The sequence below is a fragment of the Citrobacter sp. Cb080 genome, assembly GCF_030334745.1.
GTDB lineage: Bacteria > Pseudomonadota > Gammaproteobacteria > Enterobacterales > Enterobacteriaceae > Citrobacter > Citrobacter braakii.
Map to the genome: position 1 here is coordinate 207,615 of NZ_JAOWDG010000030.1, position 15,810 is coordinate 223,424.

The 15,810-nt window shown below is 54.0% G+C and carries 15 protein-coding genes, 1 tRNA gene and 1 pseudogene; 10 read left to right on the forward strand and 7 right to left on the reverse strand.

Annotated elements, in window-relative coordinates; translation table 11 throughout:
* The first annotated feature begins 27 nt into the window (after positions 1 to 27).
* The 6 genes and pseudogenes from OGV38_RS06035 to OGV38_RS06060 all read left to right on the forward strand — a co-directional run bounded on the left by OGV38_RS06035 (position 28) and on the right by OGV38_RS06060 (position 4,958).
* The gene (locus OGV38_RS06035) at positions 28 to 765 is read left to right on the forward strand and encodes a heme ABC transporter permease (protein WP_016153769.1); all 738 of its coding nucleotides are present in this window, start codon (positions 28 to 30) and stop codon (positions 763 to 765) included.
* Positions 762 to 974, forward strand: a complete 213-nt coding sequence (ccmD, locus tag OGV38_RS06040) for a heme exporter protein CcmD (protein ID WP_016153768.1) — start codon at positions 762 to 764, stop codon at positions 972 to 974. The genes OGV38_RS06035 and ccmD overlap by 4 nt, the downstream gene beginning before the upstream one ends.
* Positions 971 to 1,450 carry a cytochrome c maturation protein CcmE gene (ccmE, locus tag OGV38_RS06045; RefSeq protein WP_016153767.1) on the forward strand — a complete coding sequence of 160 codons (480 nt, stop codon included), beginning with the start codon at positions 971 to 973 and terminating at the stop codon, positions 1,448 to 1,450. Before ccmD ends, ccmE begins: the two co-directional genes overlap by 4 nt.
* Positions 1,447 to 3,358 (forward strand): annotated as a pseudogene (locus tag OGV38_RS06050) (heme lyase CcmF/NrfE family subunit). The gene ccmE and the pseudogene OGV38_RS06050 overlap by 4 nt, the downstream one beginning before the upstream one ends.
* Entirely contained in the window at positions 3,355 to 3,912 is a 558-nt protein-coding gene (dsbE, locus tag OGV38_RS06055; RefSeq protein ID WP_003834613.1) for a thiol:disulfide interchange protein DsbE, read from the forward strand. The pseudogene OGV38_RS06050 and the gene dsbE overlap by 4 nt, the downstream one beginning before the upstream one ends.
* The gene (locus OGV38_RS06060; RefSeq protein WP_269517356.1) at positions 3,909 to 4,958 is read left to right on the forward strand and encodes a cytochrome c-type biogenesis protein CcmH; all 1,050 of its coding nucleotides are present in this window, start codon (positions 3,909 to 3,911) and stop codon (positions 4,956 to 4,958) included. The genes dsbE and OGV38_RS06060 overlap by 4 nt, the downstream gene beginning before the upstream one ends.
* Before the next feature lie 59 nt (positions 4,959 to 5,017).
* Here OGV38_RS06060 and narP read toward each other — a convergent pair whose 3' ends face one another.
* The 4 genes from narP to OGV38_RS06080 form a co-directional block, all read right to left on the reverse strand.
* On the reverse strand, positions 5,018 to 5,665 hold the full coding sequence (narP, locus tag OGV38_RS06065) for a nitrate/nitrite response regulator protein NarP (protein WP_286473050.1): 648 nt from the start codon (positions 5,663 to 5,665) through the stop codon (positions 5,018 to 5,020).
* A gap of 207 nt (positions 5,666 to 5,872) precedes the next feature.
* Positions 5,873 to 5,949 (reverse strand) — tRNA-Pro (locus OGV38_RS06070).
* 74 nt (positions 5,950 to 6,023) lie between these two features.
* A complete protein-coding gene (gene yejM, locus OGV38_RS06075) occupies positions 6,024 to 7,784 on the reverse strand; it encodes an LPS biosynthesis-modulating metalloenzyme YejM (RefSeq protein ID WP_286473052.1) in 1,761 nt (586 codons plus the stop codon).
* Positions 7,785 to 7,815: 31 nt separating this feature from the next.
* A complete protein-coding gene (locus tag OGV38_RS06080) occupies positions 7,816 to 8,043 on the reverse strand; it encodes a YejL family protein (protein ID WP_003027506.1) in 228 nt (75 codons plus the stop codon).
* A 134-nt stretch (positions 8,044 to 8,177) separates the two neighbouring features.
* Here OGV38_RS06080 and yejK point away from each other — a divergent pair, with 134 nt between their 5' ends.
* The gene (yejK, locus tag OGV38_RS06085; RefSeq protein ID WP_016157002.1) at positions 8,178 to 9,185 is read left to right on the forward strand and encodes a nucleoid-associated protein YejK; all 1,008 of its coding nucleotides are present in this window, start codon (positions 8,178 to 8,180) and stop codon (positions 9,183 to 9,185) included.
* A gap of 120 nt (positions 9,186 to 9,305) precedes the next feature.
* Here yejK and rplY read toward each other — a convergent pair whose 3' ends face one another.
* Together rplY and radD are read right to left on the reverse strand one after the other, a co-directional pair.
* A complete protein-coding gene (gene rplY, locus OGV38_RS06090; protein ID WP_016153758.1) occupies positions 9,306 to 9,590 on the reverse strand; it encodes a 50S ribosomal protein L25 in 285 nt (94 codons plus the stop codon).
* 124 nt (positions 9,591 to 9,714) lie between these two features.
* Positions 9,715 to 11,475 carry a DNA repair helicase RadD gene (gene radD, locus OGV38_RS06095; protein WP_019077249.1) on the reverse strand — a complete coding sequence of 587 codons (1,761 nt, stop codon included), beginning with the start codon at positions 11,473 to 11,475 and terminating at the stop codon, positions 9,715 to 9,717.
* 150 nt (positions 11,476 to 11,625) lie between these two features.
* Between radD and rsuA the strand changes: the two genes are divergently transcribed.
* From rsuA to OGV38_RS06110, 3 genes are all read left to right on the forward strand, one after another.
* On the forward strand, positions 11,626 to 12,333 hold the full coding sequence (rsuA, locus tag OGV38_RS06100) for a 16S rRNA pseudouridine(516) synthase RsuA (RefSeq protein WP_016153756.1): 708 nt from the start codon (positions 11,626 to 11,628) through the stop codon (positions 12,331 to 12,333).
* A 15-nt stretch (positions 12,334 to 12,348) separates the two neighbouring features.
* The gene (locus tag OGV38_RS06105; RefSeq protein ID WP_269517355.1) at positions 12,349 to 13,539 is read left to right on the forward strand and encodes a Bcr/CflA family multidrug efflux MFS transporter; all 1,191 of its coding nucleotides are present in this window, start codon (positions 12,349 to 12,351) and stop codon (positions 13,537 to 13,539) included.
* Between the two features lie 333 nt (positions 13,540 to 13,872).
* Positions 13,873 to 14,217: a YejG family protein gene (locus OGV38_RS06110; RefSeq protein ID WP_029139605.1), complete on the forward strand. Its 345-nt coding sequence runs from the start codon at positions 13,873 to 13,875 to the stop codon at positions 14,215 to 14,217.
* 3 nt (positions 14,218 to 14,220) lie between these two features.
* On the opposite strand, the gene yejF is transcribed toward OGV38_RS06110, so the two are convergent.
* Positions 14,221 to 15,810 carry a microcin C ABC transporter ATP-binding protein YejF gene (gene yejF / locus OGV38_RS06115; RefSeq protein WP_286473054.1) on the reverse strand — a complete coding sequence of 530 codons (1,590 nt, stop codon included), beginning with the start codon at positions 15,808 to 15,810 and terminating at the stop codon, positions 14,221 to 14,223.

The window sequence follows — 15,810 nt, forward strand, 5'->3', positions numbered from 1 at the left end:
TAATTTACGGAGTCTGGTGACTGAACTATGTGGAAAACACTTCATCAATTGGCGATGCCTCCTCGGCTCTATCAGATCTGCGGCTGGTTTATCCCGTGGCTGGCGATTGCCAGCGCGGTGGTACTGATAACCGGGTTGATCTGGGGCTTTGGCTTCGCGCCTGCGGATTATCAGCAGGGGCAGAGCTATCGCATTATTTATCTGCACGTTCCGGCGGCAATCTGGTCGATGGGTATTTATGCATCGATGGCCGTTGCCGCGTTTATTGGCCTGGTCTGGCAGATGAAAATGGCCAATCTGGCGCTGGCCGCGATGGCGCCCATTGGTGCCGTGTTTACCTTTATTGCGCTGGTGACGGGCTCTGCATGGGGCAAACCGATGTGGGGCACCTGGTGGGTCTGGGATGCCCGACTCACCTCTGAACTGGTATTGCTGTTTCTCTACGTCGGCGCCATTGCGCTGTGGCATGCCTTTGACGACCGCCGTCTGGCTGGTCGCGCTGCCGGCATTCTGGTGCTGATTGGCGTGGTCAACTTGCCGATTATTCACTACTCGGTCGAGTGGTGGAATACGCTGCATCAGGGGTCGACCCGTATGCAGCAGAGTATCGATCCGGCAATGCGTGCGCCGCTGCGTCTGGCGATCGTCGGCTACCTGTTACTTTTTGTCACGCTGGCGCTGATGCGCATGCGTAACCTGATTTTGATGATGGAAAAACGCCGCCCGTGGGTGAGCGAACTGATCTTAAAAAGAGGCCGCCAATGACCCCTGCATTTGCATCATGGAGTGATTTTTTCGCGATGGGCGGTTACGCCTTGTATGTCTGGCTGGCTGTGGCGATGAGCATTGTCCCGCTGGTGGCGCTGGTGCTGCATTCTGCGTTACAGCATCGTGCAATCTTACGCGGTGTCGCGCAGCAGCGGGCGAGAGAAGCGCGCATGCGCGCGGCGCAAGTGCAACGGGAGGCGGCGTGAACATTCGACGTAAAAATCGGTTATGGATAGCCTGTGCGGTCCTGGCAGGTCTGGCTTTGACCATTTCGCTGGTGCTCTACGCGCTGCGTTCCAATATCGACCTGTTCTATACGCCGGGAGAGATACTCTACGGTAAGCGCGAAACGCAGCAAATGCCTGAAGTCGGCCAGCGCCTGCGCGTGGGCGGTATGGTTATGCCTGGCAGCGTAAAGCGCGATCCGCAGTCGCTGAAGGTGAATTTCAGCATCTATGACGCCGAAGGTGTGGTGGATGTCACCTATGAAGGCATTCTGCCGGATCTGTTCCGCGAAGGGCAGGGCGTCGTCGTTCAGGGCGAACTGGACGGGGGAAATCATGTGCAGGCCAAAGAAGTGCTTGCTAAACATGATGAAAATTACACTCCGCCGGAAGTCGAAAAAGCGATGCAGGAAAACCACCGTCGCCCGGAAAGTGTTTATAAGGATAAAACGTCATGATGCCTGAAATTGGCAATGCGCTGTTGTGCCTTGCGCTTGGCGTTGCATTACTGCTGTCGGTCTATCCGCTGTGGGGCGTAGCGCGCGGCGACGTGCGGATGATGGCCTCCGCGCGTCCCTTTGCCTGGGTACTGTTTATCTGTGTGATGGGGCGTTCCTGATTCTGGTCAACGCCTTCGTGGTTAATGACTTTACCGTGACCTACGTCGCCAGCAACTCCAACACCCAGCTTCCGGTCTGGTATCGGGTGGCGGCGACGTGGGGGGCGCATGAAGGCTCGTTGCTGCGTTCAGCCAGCGCATGCCGCTGGATATCGTCGCCCGCGTGCTGGCAGTCATGGGAATGGTCAGCGTCGGTTTCCTGCTGTTTATTCTGTTTACCTCCAACCCGTTTGCCCGCACGTTGCCGAACTTCCCGATTGAAGGACGTGACCTGAACCCGCTGTTGCAGGATCCGGGGCTGATTTTCCATCCGCCGCTGCTGTACATGGGGTATGTCGGCTTCTCGGTTGCCTTTGCGTTTGCGATTGCTGCGCTGATGAGCGGACGACTGGACAGCACATTCGCCCGTTTTTCGCGTCCGTGGACGCTGGCGGCGTGGGTGTTTCTGACGCTGGGCATTGTGCTCGGTTCGGCCTGGGCCTATTACGAGCTGGGCTGGGGCGGCTGGTGGTTCTGGGATCCGGTTGAAAACGCCTCGTTTATGCCATGGCTGGTGGGAACGGCGCTGATGCACTCGTTGTCGGTAACCGAACAGCGCGCCAGCTTTAAAGCCTGGACGCTGCTGCTGTCAATCTGCGCATTCTCACTTTGTCTGTTAGGTACTTTCCTGGTGCGCTCCGGCGTACTGGTGTCGGTGCATGCTTTCGCCTCCGATCCGTCGCGCGGAATGTTTATTCTGGCCTTTATGGTGCTGGTAATTGGCGGCTCCCTGCTGCTGTTTGCGGTGCGCGGTCACAAGGTTCGCTCACGGGTGAACAACGCGCTGTGGTCGCGTGAATCACTGCTGCTGGGGAATAACGTCCTGCTGATTGCCGCCATGCTGGTGGTGCTACTGGGCACGCTGCTGCCGCTGGTGCACAAACAGCTGGGGTTGGGCAGCATTTCGATTGGCGAGCCGTTTTTCAACACCATGTTCACCTGGCTGATGGCGCCGTTCGCACTGTTGTTGGGGATTGGGCCATTAGTGCGCTGGGGCCGTGACCGACCGCGTAAACTGAAAACGTTATTGCTTATCGCGTTTGTCACCACCCTTGTTCTGTCGCTGCTGCTGCCGTGGCTGCTTGAGGATCGCATTGCCGCCATGACAGTGGTGGGGCTGGCGATGGCGTGCTGGATATTCGTGCTGGCGATGTCCGAAGCGTTCCTGCGTATTTCCCGTGGGACAAAGCTGACGCCAAGCTACTGGGGCATGGTATCGGGTCACGTCGGGCTGGCGATTACCATTGTTGGTATTGCCTTTAGCCAGAACTACAGCGTTGAACGCGATGTGCGCATGAAAGCGGGTGATAGCGTTAGTATCCATAACTATCAGTTCACTTTCCGCGAAGTGAAAGATATTACCGGGCCAAACTACCGGGGCGGCGTTGCCATTATTGGCGTTACCCGAGACGGTAAGCCGGAAGCCACGCTGCATGCGGAAAAACGCTTCTATAACAGCACCAGTTCGATGATGACCGAAGCGGCAATTGACGGCGGATTCACGCGCGATCTGTACGCTGCGCTGGGTGAAGAACTGGATAATGGCGCATGGGCTGTACGCCTGTACTACAAACCGTTTATTCGCTGGATTTGGGCCGGAGGATTGCTGATGGCGCTGGGCGGGTTGTTCTGCCTGTTTGATCCACGCTATCGCCAGCGGACGCGTCCTCGCGCCGCGGTGCAAAAAAATGCGTCGGAGGCTGTATGAAGCGCAACGCACTGTTAATTCCGTTTATTATTTTTCTCATCATTGCGGCGGCGCTGCTGTGGCAGCTCGCGCGTAACGCTCAGGGGGACGATCCCACTAATCTGGAATCGGCGCTGATCGGCAAACCTGTTCCGACATTCCGCCTGGAGTCACTGGAAAATCCGGGTCAGCACTATCAGGCCGATGTGCTGACGCAGGGCAAACCGGTATTGCTGAACGTCTGGGCGACCTGGTGCCCGACCTGTCGCGCCGAGCATCAGTATCTGAATCAGCTGTCTGCGCAAGGCGTGCGGGTAGTGGGTCTGAACTATAAAGATGATCGTCAGAAAGCGATTGTCTGGCTGAAAGAGCTGGGTAATCCTTACTCATTAAGTCTGTTTGACGGCGACGGTATGCTCGGTCTGGATCTTGGCGTGTACGGTGCACCGGAGACGTTCCTGATCGACGGCAAAGGCATTATTCGCTATCGCCATGCCGGCGATCTGAACGCCCGGGTGTGGGAGAGCGAGATCAAACCGTTATGGGACAAGTACAGTAAGGAGGCTGCGCAATGAGATTTTTACTGGGCCTGCTAATGCTGGTTATCTCGGGATCCGCGCTTGCGACTATCGACGTGATGCAGTTTAAGGACGAAGCGCAGGAGCAGCAGTTCCGCCAGCTTACTGAACAACTGCGTTGTCCTAAATGCCAGAACAACAGCATTGCCGATTCTAACTCGATGATTGCCACCGACCTGCGTCAGAAAGTGTACGAACTGATGCAGGAAGGAAAAAGCCAGAAAGAAATTGTCGATTACATGGTGGCGCGCTACGGCAACTTCGTCACGTACGATCCGCCGTTAACGCCGCTCACCGTGCTGCTGTGGGTGATGCCGGTGGTAGCGATTGGTCTGGGGGGCTGGATTATTTTCGCCCGTACTCGCCGACGCGTTCGGGTGAAACAGGAAGCGTTTCCTGACGATGTTATTCCGAATGGCAAGCGCGGTGGATTCGGGTTGTTTGTGCCAGGTATCGTGGTGGCGCTGGTGGTTGGCGCAGTAAGCTATTACCAAACCGGCAGCTATAAGCAGGTTCAGGTTTGGCAGCATGCCACCGCTCAGGCTCCGGCGCTGCTGGAGCGAGCGTTGGATCCGAAAGCGGAACCGCTCAATGAAGAAGATATGGCGCGTCTGGCGCTGGGGCTGCGCACGCGTTTACAAGCCGATCCCGCAAATGTTGAAGGCTGGATCATGCTTGGACGCATTGGCATGGTTCTCGGTAACGCCAGTACGGCCACTGAAGCCTATGCCAATGCCTATCGACTGGAGCCTAAAAACAGCGATGCGGCGCTGGGCTATGCGGAGGCGCTGACCCGTTCTTCCGATCCTGATGATAACCGTCGGGGAGGGGAGCTGCTACGCCAACTGGTGCGTGGCGAACATGCCAATGTGCGGGTTCTCAGCATGTACGCTTTCAACGCCTTTGAACAGCAGCGCTTCGGCGAGGCGGTTGCGGCGTGGGAGATGATGCTGAAACTATTACCTGCCAACGATACCCGTCGGGCGGTAATAGAACGAAGCATTAAGCAGGCAATGGAGCAGCTAACGCCGCAGGAGAAATAAGTATCCAGAATAGCCCCGATAGCGCTTCGCATATCGGGGCTATCCGGCCTCTTCATGGATTACTGCATTCCACGCGTTTGTAAAAACAGGATAGTGGCAGCAACGCGAGAGCGCACATTGAGTTTGCGCAGCAGGTTGCGAATATGCACTTTCACGGTCTGTTCGGAAATATTCAGCACTGACGCAATCTGTTTGTTCGACAGCCCCTGGGCCAGTTCATGCAATACATCCAGTTCACGTTCGGTGAGAATGCTGAAGGGATCTTCTTGTGCGCCGAACAGATCGCGTTCGCGCAGATATTCGCTGACGCGTGTGCTAAAAGCTTTACCGCCTTTGGCGCCACTGCGAATGGCCTCCAGCAAGACTTCAGGATCGCTGTCTTTGAGTAAATAACCATCCGCGCCGGCATCAATTAAGGCGTACACATCGCTGGCGGCATCCGAGACGGTAAGAATAATAATTTGCGCGGTGACGCCATCCCGGCGCAGCGCATTCAGGGTGTCCAGTCCGCTCATGCCTTTCGTATTGAGATCCAGCAGGATCACATCCAGGTCCAGACGGTTAGCCAGATCGATTGCGCTGGCACCGTCACCTGCTTCCGCGACTACGTTAAATGCGGGATCCAGTTGCAATAATTGACTAATTCCTCGCCGCATTAGTGGGTGGTCGTCGACAATCAGCACCCGAAAAGGCGTTGCTTCAGGCATACTATTCTCCTGAGTTTTTATTAGTATCATTATTGTTTTCAGCGCATCACTCGTCTAGTTTCATCGCGCTGATGAGAGGGTAAATTTTACCCTAGTTTGTGCATGGGTAAGTAGTAAAACCTGTGCCAAAGGCCGGGGTAATAATAAGAAACGTGGAATCGCGGGTATAAAAAAACCAACCATGAAGGTTGGTTTTTCTGGGATTTTTGGTCGGCACGAGAGGATTTGAACCTCCGACCCCCGACACCCCATGACGGTGCGCTACCAGGCTGCGCTACGTGCCGACGCTATGGCTGCTAATACTACTGCTTTCCGCTGCGAATGCAAGGGGAAGCATCGCTAAGTGATTTATAATTAATCAGTTAGCAATAAATCGTTTCTCATCCGTCAGAACCTGTAGCAGCAGGCTTAGCTGCGGTTTCTGATCTTTTATTTTTTCGCCGCGTAAATCATAGGTCTGATAATTACCGTTGTTGTTCAGCACCAGCGTCATCTCTGGTGTGGTAACGGCCATCGTGCTGCCGTCGGCGGCGGTAACCCAGTAATGGCGGCGGTTTGCATTGAACAGATCCTGCCCCTGCGAGTATTCGTTAGCAGGCGTGCTGACGTGCAGCAGGCGCTGCATGAGCGTTGTCATCAGGTCTGTATGATCGGTCAGGCTATTGATGCGTTGGGCAGGCGTTCCCGGCCAGTGAATAACCAGTGGAACCTGCAGATGGCCACGTGACCAGGCAAAATTGTTCTCTTCCTGAGTCAGCGGCACGCCCCGACCTGCGGTAATAATCACCACCGTGTTGTTCAGTTTACCGGAGTCGCGCAGGGCACTAAGAATACGGTTAATATTGGCATCCACATCCTGAGCGGCGCTGGCATAGCGTTTGGCAAAGTTCTTCTGGTTGCTGTTATCAAGGTTCGTCCCGTTAAAGGAGACCCACGAGAACCAGCGGTTATCTTCCTGCGCGTAGCGTCCCAGCCAGTTAATCCACTGGCTTGCGGTTTGTTCGTCAGATTGCGTTTGTACGCTTGGCATGGAGAAGTCTGACAGCAGCGCCTGGCGATACAGCGGGCTGGTAAAGCCATCCGAGGAGAATGGCCCTAACTGGTAACCCTGCTGGTTCAGTGCAGTAATCAGCGCCGCAGGCGTACGGGTCGACAAAATGCCGTCCATGTAGCTTGGCGAAACGCCATAGAACAGGCCAAAGATGCCGTTATCCGTGGTGTTGCCTGAGCTCATGTGACGCGTAAACGAGATATTCTGCCCGGCAAATTCAGCCAGCGCAGGCATCTGTTTTTCAAAGCGTGAGTAGTTCAGACCGTCGACGGTAATCAGCAGCACGTTCTGACCGGTGCCCATATCGCGATAGCGCAGTTCGCTGAGCGGGTACTGCACGGAAACCGCTTCTGGATTGCCCTGTTCGATCAGGCGTCGCTGATACTCTTGCGCATCCAGCAGGCCATGTTTTTCCAGGAATTTACGTGCCGTCATCGGGTAGGAGAGCGGCAGATTCGCACGCTGCATGGTAATCGGGCGATAAAAATTGGCATCCGCCCAGATATACACCACGTGCGAGGCGATAAAGGAAACGAAGAAGAATGCTGCTAACGGTTTGGCAAAATGGCGACGACGCGTCAGGCTGCGCAGCTTTTGCCAACTCCAGGTCGCAAACAGCATTTCAATTAACAGAATAACCGGTACGCTGATAAACATCAGCTGCCAGTCACGCGCCGCTTCATTCTGGTCTGGGTTGATGACCAGTTCCCAGACGATCGGATTGAGATGCAGGTGGAAGCGGGTGAAAACTTCGCTGTCGATTAGCAACAGCGTCATGCCAGCCGTCGCCAGAATAGCTGATAAGAATCGCATCAGCCTCTGGGACATGACGATAAACGTCAGGGGAAACAGGATCAGCAGATAGGTGGCGAACACCAGAAAGCTAAAATGCCCGACAACGCTCAGGTAGGAATAAACACGACCTGCAAGGGTTGTCGGCCAGTCGGCGACAAACAGGTAACGGCTACCGAGCACCATGGCCAACAGAATGTTGAACAAGGCAAACCAGTGCCCCCAGCTAACCATCTGGGAGACTTTCTCACGGTAGCGTTGACGATGAGTTACCATAAACTGTTGTTCGTTTCCCCGGAGCAGGCTCTTAATGCGCTTGGTCGTCGTTTACCGAAGACTGCAATGCGCGGGCAAAAGAGTTGGCAATCGCCTGGCGCTGGGCCGGTGCGATGCTTGTATTGATAAGGTTAGTCACCATATTTCCCAGTACCATCAGGGAAAGGTCGGTCGGCGCCTTATGTTTTTCCAGTACGTTGAGCATCTCATTCAGCAGTTGTTCAACGTGTTCGTCACTATAGCGGGAAATTTGTGGCATAAATCGAAATCAGTCTGTTCATGAAAGGGCAACATATTACCGTACAGACAGTTTTTTTTCTGCTTTTTTATCTTCTATTGCGTCACTGCCCGGCAGGTGGTTGAATACCGCCCGGTCTAAAAGGAGAGTTTATCATGAGTCTGGATATCAACCAGATTGCCCTGCACCAGCTTATCAAACGTGACGAGCAGAACCTTGAGCTGGTCTTGCGCGATTCATTACTGGAACCGACAGCGACCGTTGTCGATATGATGGCTGAGTTGCATCGGGTGTACAGCGCCAAGAATAAAGCTTATGGCCTGTTTAGCGCAGAGAGTGAACTGGCGCAAACGCTGCGTTTACAGCGTCAGGGCGAAGAGGATTTTCTGGCCTTTAGTCGTGCAGCGACTGGGCGCTTGCGAGACGAACTGGCGAAATATCCTTTTGCTGATGGCGGCATTGTCCTGTTCTGCCATTACCGCTATCTGGCGGTAGAGTATCTGCTGGTCGCCGTGCTGAACAATTTAAGCAGTATGCGCGTCAATGAAAATCTGGATATCAACCCGACGCACTATCTGGATATCAATCATGCGGATATCGTGGCGCGTATTGATTTAACCGAGTGGGAAACCAACCCGGAGTCCACGCGCTATCTGACGTTCCTGAAAGGGCGGGTAGGGCGCAAAGTCGCCGATTTCTTTATGGACTTCCTGGGCGCCAGCGAGGGGCTTAACGCCAAAGCGCAAAACCGCGGCCTGTTGCAGGCGGTCGATGACTTTACCGCCGAGGCGCAACTCGATAAAGCTGAACGCCAGAACGTGCGTCAGCAGGTGTACAGCTACTGCAACGAGCAATTGCAGGCCGGTGAAGAGATCGAGTTGGAGTCGCTGTCCAAAGAGCTTTCCGGCGTCAGTGAAGTCAGCTTCAGCGAATTTACCGCTGACAAAGGCTACGAGCTGGAAGAGAGCTTCCCGGCGGATCGCAGCACGCTGCGTCAGTTAACCAAATTTGCCGGAAGCGGCGGCGGGTTAACCATCAACTTCGACGCCATGTTACTGGGTGAGCGTATTTTCTGGGATCCAGCCACAGATACTTTGACCATCAAAGGTACGCCGCCGAACCTGCGCGATCAGCTACAGCGTCGTACCTCGGGCGGGAAATAAAGCCGTTTGCCGGATGGGGGCGTTAACGCCTTATCCGGCTTGCGTGATTCATCTTTACCGCCAACAAAATCCCATAAAAAAACCCCGCCGAGGCGGGGTTTTTCTTCAACTTGTAAGCGATTACGCGCGAACGAAGTCGATGTGTGCCAGCTTCGGCTTGAACGGGTGACGCTGTACTGCCTGAGCTTTAACTTTCACTTCTTTACCGTCAACAACGATGGTCAGAACTTCGCTGTAGAATTCAGCTTTAGCTTGCATGTTCATAACTGCATCGTGATCCAGTTCGATAGCAACCGGGGCTTCTGCGCCACCATAGATGATTGCCGGGAACTTGTTAGCGGCACGCAGGCGGCGGCTCGCACCCTTACCCTGCTCTTTACGTACTTCAGCGTTGATAGTAAACATTTAAATCTCTCTTTAATAATTCCTGCTACAGGCGACCCAGCAACAGGTAAGTGATCTGCTTTGCGTATGCAAAAGCGGGCGAGATTCTATACTTAAACGGCTGGTACATCAATCAAAAGTACGATTAACCGCGTAATTCATGTGCCCGACGATAGCGTCCTTCATAATCGAAGACCTTTTCACGGACCTGCCAGTACTGACCTTTCATGCGCGCCACCACGAAATCAGGATGACGTAACAGCGCCTGCTGGGCGAGGATATCGGCGGCGGTTATCCAGCGTAAGGGAATGCCGGGCGTTCGGGTGTGCGGGCGAATAAACAGTTGCTCGAAAGCCGTACGCTGCGCGGGAGTATGCAGGCGAAAGCGTTCGCTAACGTCGGCACCATCTTCATCGTAATAGGTGATTTTTAGCCATTCGCCTTTTTCATCCTGGCCGTTTTGTAACACCATGCCGCTACAGCGCAGGACCAGCGCATCTTTGAGCCTGAGCGCGGCTTTCAGCATGTCATCCGGGTCAACCAGCACCGTGTCGCACTCCCGACAACGGCGGGCGGCGATATCATTTTCCGCGTTGCATTGTGGGCAGTTTTTAAAACGAAAACGAAAATCGCACTGTTCGCGATGGCCGTCATCATCTTCAAACCACCCCTGACAGCGGCGGCCAAAGTGTTCAATCAGCGTGCCGTCTGCCGTTGTTTTGCCCCAGAAGGTGTTTGCAAACCCGCAGGCGGGACAGAACACCTGCACCGGAACGTTATCGCTTTTCCCTTTCGGTGCCCCCACTTCCGGCGCGTAAAGATCGTGTGGGTTACCGGCATAATCGAGGATCAGACAGTCGGTTTTACCCGGCGCCAGGCGCAGGCCGCGACCGACAATTTGTTGGTAAAGGCTAACTGACTCCGTCGGGCGCAGAATGGCGATAAGGTCAACGTGCGGGGCATCGAAGCCAGTGGTCAGGACCGACACATTCACCAGATAGCGAAAGCGCTGGGCTTTGAACTTTTCAATCAGCACATCACGCTCAGCGCCAGGCGTGTCTCCGGTGATTAGCGCGGCATCGTCAGCAGGCAGCAGGCCCAGAATTTCTTTGGCGTGCTCCACTGTGGCGGCGAAAATCATCACCCCTTTGCGCGTCTGGGCAAACTCGACAATCTGGCTGATGATATGCGGCGTTATTCGCTGCTGCTTTTTCAGTTCCTGATTGAGATCCGTTTCGCTAAACAGGCCGTTACTCTGTGCCTGCAGGCGGCTGAAGTCATACTGCACTACCGGCATGTCGAGGCGTTCTGGCGGCGTCAGGTAGCCGTGTTTAATCATGTAACGCAACGGTAATTCATAAATGCAGTCACGAAACAGCGCTTTTTCATCGCCGCGCACCATACCGTGATAATGAAAGTGATAAATCCAGCCTTTGCCCAAACGAAAAGGAGTGGCAGTAAGCCCGAGCAGGCGTAAGTGGGGATTTACTTTGGTCAGGTGAGTGAGGATTTGCTGATATTGACTCTCGTCATCATCACCAATACGGTGACATTCATCGACGATAAGCAGCGAGAATTCTCCCTGAAAGGCGTCAAGATTACGCGCCACCGACTGTACGCTGCCAAATACCACTTTCCCGTGGCTCTCTTTACGCTTCAGCCCTGCGGCAAAAATATCGGCTTCCAGCCCCAGCGCGCGATATTTGGCATGGTTTTGCGCGACCAGTTCTTTAACGTGCGCCAGTATCAGTACGCGACCACGCGCCACGCGGGCCAGTTCAGCAATCACCAGGCTTTTTCCCGCACCGGTTGGCAGGACGATAACCGCTGGCGTGCGATGGTGGCGGAAATGGTTGAGCGTGGCATCCACGGCTTCTTTTTGGTACGGGCGAAGAGTAAAAATCATGGGCTCATTAAGGTAAGCAGCAACAATGTATAGTATGCCATGAATCATTTCCCTTGAGGGATGGTGTAACGCCGCTATACTGGGCGGATAATCGTCCCACTTTTCGGGCGCAATCCCGCTTCTTGTTTTTTACAGGCAAAAATCACACTCATGCGACTTGATAAATTTATCGCTCAGCAACTCGGCGTCAGCCGCGCTATTGCCGGGCGTGAGATCCGTGCTAACCGCGTTACCGTCGACGGTGAAATCGTCAAAAACAGTGCCTTTAAGCTGCTGCCAGAACACGACGTAGAATATGACGGTAATTCCCTGATTCAACAAAATGGCCCGCGCTATTTTATGCTGAATAAACCTCAGGGTTATGTTTGCTCAACGGATGACCCGGATCACCCGACAGTGCTCTATTTCCTTGATGAGCCGGTTGCCTACAAACTGCATGCGGCAGGGCGCCTGGATATCGACACTACCGGACTGGTGCTGATGACCGATGACGGACAGTGGTCGCATCGCATCACTTCGCCACGTCACCATTGTGAGAAAACCTATCTGGTGACGCTGGAGTCGCCGGTGGCAGATGACACCGCCGAACAGTTTGCCCATGGCGTACAACTGCATAATGAGAAAGACCTGACCAAACCGGCCGTGCTGGAGGTTATTACGCCAACTCAGGTGCGATTGACCATCAGCGAAGGGCGCTATCATCAGGTTAAACGTATGTTTGCCGCCGTCGGTAACCACGTTGTGGAACTGCACCGTGAACGGATTGGTGACATCAAGCTTGATGAGGATCTGGAGCCGGGTGAATACCGTCCATTGACCGAAGAAGAAATCGCCAGCGTTAACTTAACCCCGCGTTAATTTCAGGAGCTAAATGTGACCACCCGGCAGAACTCGTCAATTGCCATTGTCTTTATCCTTGGCTTGTTAGCCATGCTGATGCCGTTGTCGATTGATATGTATCTTCCGGCACTACCTGTTATCTCTGAACAGTTTGGTGTGCCTGCAGGTAGCGCGCAGATGACCCTCAGTACCTATATTCTTGGGTTCGCGGTGGGGCAGTTACTCTATGGTCCAATGGCTGACAGCATTGGGCGCAAGCCGGTGATTCTGGGCGGGACGCTGGTGTTTGCGGCGGCGGCAGTTGCCTGTGCACTGGCACAAACTATCGATCAACTGATCGTGATGCGTTTCTTCCATGGTCTGGCTGCGGCTGCGGCGAGCGTGGTTATCAACGCCCTGATGCGCGATATCTATCCGAAGGAAGAGTTTTCGCGCATGATGTCATTTGTCATGCTGGTCACGACAATTGCACCCTTACTGGCACCCATCGTGGGCGGCTGGGTATTGGTATGGCTGAGCTGGCACTACATCTTTTGGATCCTCGCCGTGGCGGCTATTCTGGCGTCGGTGATGATCTTTACGCTTATCAAAGAGACCTTGCCAGTTGAGCGCCGCCAGCCGTTTCGCTTGCGTACTACTCTCGGCAACTTTGCCTCGCTGTTTCGCCACAAGCGTGTACTGAGCTATATGCTGGCCAGTGGGTTTAGTTTTGCCGGGATGTTCTCGTTCCTGAGCGCCGGACCTTTTGTCTACATTGAGATCAACCACGTTTCACCGCAGCATTTCGGCTATTACTTCGCGCTGAACATTGTTTTCCTGTTCGTGATGACCATCATCAACAGCCGCTTTGTTCGTCGGGTTGGGGCATTGAATATGTTCCGTACTGGCCTGTGGATCCAATTCGTGATGGCGGGCTGGATGGTCTTTAGCGCGCTGTTCGAGGTTGGTTTCTGGGCGCTGGTGGTGGGCGTTGCGGCGTTTGTTGGCTGCGTGTCGATGGTGTCTTCCAACGCCATGGCAGTCATTCTGGATGAATTTCCGCATATGGCGGGAACGGCGTCATCGCTGGCAGGGACGTTCCGTTTTGGCATTGGCGCCATCGTTGGGGCGCTGCTGTCACTGGCGACCTTTAACTCGGCCTGGCCGATGATCTGGTCGATAGCGTTTTGCGCTACCTGCTCAATTCTCTTCTATCTCTACGCCAGCCGCGCCAAAAAACGGTGATCTATTACACAACCTGGGGGCGATAGGGCCTCCAGAGTTGATGTACATCAACCGAAAATCTATCAATTTCCCCGCTTATGTTTATTTTATGTAAAATCAATTTATGTAAAAAGTCACATCATTGTAGTTAAAAAGGTTGAGTTAGATCGCAGAAACGAGTACATATAGCGCGGAAATATGCCAGAACCGTTGAATAAATTTAAATATTTGGTTCGGAAAGCAGCATAAAGTCAGGGTGTAAACGTTTACGAACTGTTTAAAGACGTATTGTCAATGATGTGTTAATATTGATGTAAAATAATTGTGAAGTGATTGTACTTCCAGGGAAAGAAAGTGATGACATTACAACTCTCAATCGTTCATCGTCTGCCACAGTGCTATCGTTGGTCGGTGGGTTTCGCAGGTTCAAAGGTTGAACCGATTCCGCAAAACGGTCAGAGCAATGAGAACAGCCTGGTGGCGCTCAAATTGCTTAGCCCTGATGGTGACAGCGCGTGGTCAGTCATGCATAAACTCAGCCAGGCCCTCAGCGACATTGAGGTACCTTGTTCCGTGTTGGAATGCGAAGGAGAGCCGTGCCTGTTTGTTAATCGCCAGGATGAATTTGCCGCGACCTGCAGACTGAAAAATTTCGGCGTGGCCATCGCAGAGCCGTTTTCAAATAACAATCCGTTTTGAGCGTCAGCTTAGCGCGAGCAGCTGACGCGTATATGCCTGCTGTGGCGCGTTAAATACGTGCTCGCATTGTCCTTGCTCCACGACCTCTCCCTGCCTTAGCACAATAACCTGATGGCATAACGCGCGTACTACGTGCAAATCATGGCTGATAAAGATATAAGCCAGGCGATGCTTTTCCTGTAAAGACTTTAATAACGTCAGGATTTGCGCCTGTACGGTTCTGTCGAGCGACGATGTTGGTTCATCCAGAATGATCAGGGAAGGCTTGAGAATCAAGGCTCTGGCAATGGCTATGCGTTGACGTTGACCGCCGGAAAACTCCGCCGGGTAACGATGCCGCGTTTCGCTATCCAGTCCCACTTCCGCCATTACCGCTTTCACCTGCGCTTCGCGCTGTTCGGCTGACAGGGTTGGCTGATGAACGCGCAGTCCCTCCTCAATAATCTGTAGCACGCTCAGGCGCGGGTTCAGCGAGGAGTTGGGATCCTGAAAAACAACCTGAATGCGGTGACGTGCCGGTAACAGCTGGCGGCGATTTAAGGTATGCAGCGCCAGGCCATCGAACACAATGCTTCCCTGTGAGGTGATTAACCTCAGTAGCGCCAGCCCGGTAGTGCTTTTCCCCGATCCTGACTCCCCGACCAGCCCCAGCGTTTCACCGGGCCGGAGGGAAAAACTGACGTTGTTAACCACAACGTTATGGTCCACCACGCGCTTCAGGATACCTTTACGGATGGGGAAGGCAACGCAGAGTTTTTCCACTTCCAGCAATGGCGCTTGCCCGGCAGGTACAGGCACCGGAGCGCCGGAAGGTTCGCTGTTTAACAATTTCTGCGTGTAGGGGTGCGTTGGCGCAGTGAGAAGCTGTGCTGCTCGATTTTGCTCAACGCACTGGCCGTTTTGCATCACCGCAACGGTATCGGCGAGTTTTTTCACAATGCTGAGGTTGTGGGTGATAAACAGTAATCCCATGTTCAGCTCGCGCTGTAGCTCCCGCAGCAGCTGTAGGATTTGCGCCTGTACGGAGACATCCAGCGCGGTGGTCGGTTCATCGGCAATAAGCAGCTCCGGTCGCGTAAGCAGCGCCATGGCGATCATCACGCGCTGGCGTTCGCCGCCGGATAGCTGGTGCGGATAGTCTGCGAGACGTTTGGCCGCCTGACGGATGCCGACCCGATCCAGACAGGTCAGTATTTCTGCCCGCGCGGCCTCCCGACGCATTCCCCGATGCAGCGATAGCACTTCATACAGCTGTTTTTCAAGGTTGTGAAGCGGGTTTAGCGACACCATTGGTTCCTGGAAAATCATGGCGATTTTATTCCCGCGAACGCCGCGAAGCGTCTGCTCATCGGCATGAAGCAATGATTCGCCATGAAAACGGATGTCGCCGGAAAGGTAGACTGCGGGAGGGGTCGGTAATAACCGTAGAATAGAAAGTGCGGTCACGCTTTTACCCGAACCGGACTCGCCCACCAGCGCCAGAGTTTGCCCGGCTTCAACCCTCAGTGAGAGGGTATTGACCACGGTGCGCACGGTCTCCTGTTGGCGAAAACCTACCGATAAATTTTCAATAGCTAACAGCGGTTGTGTCAT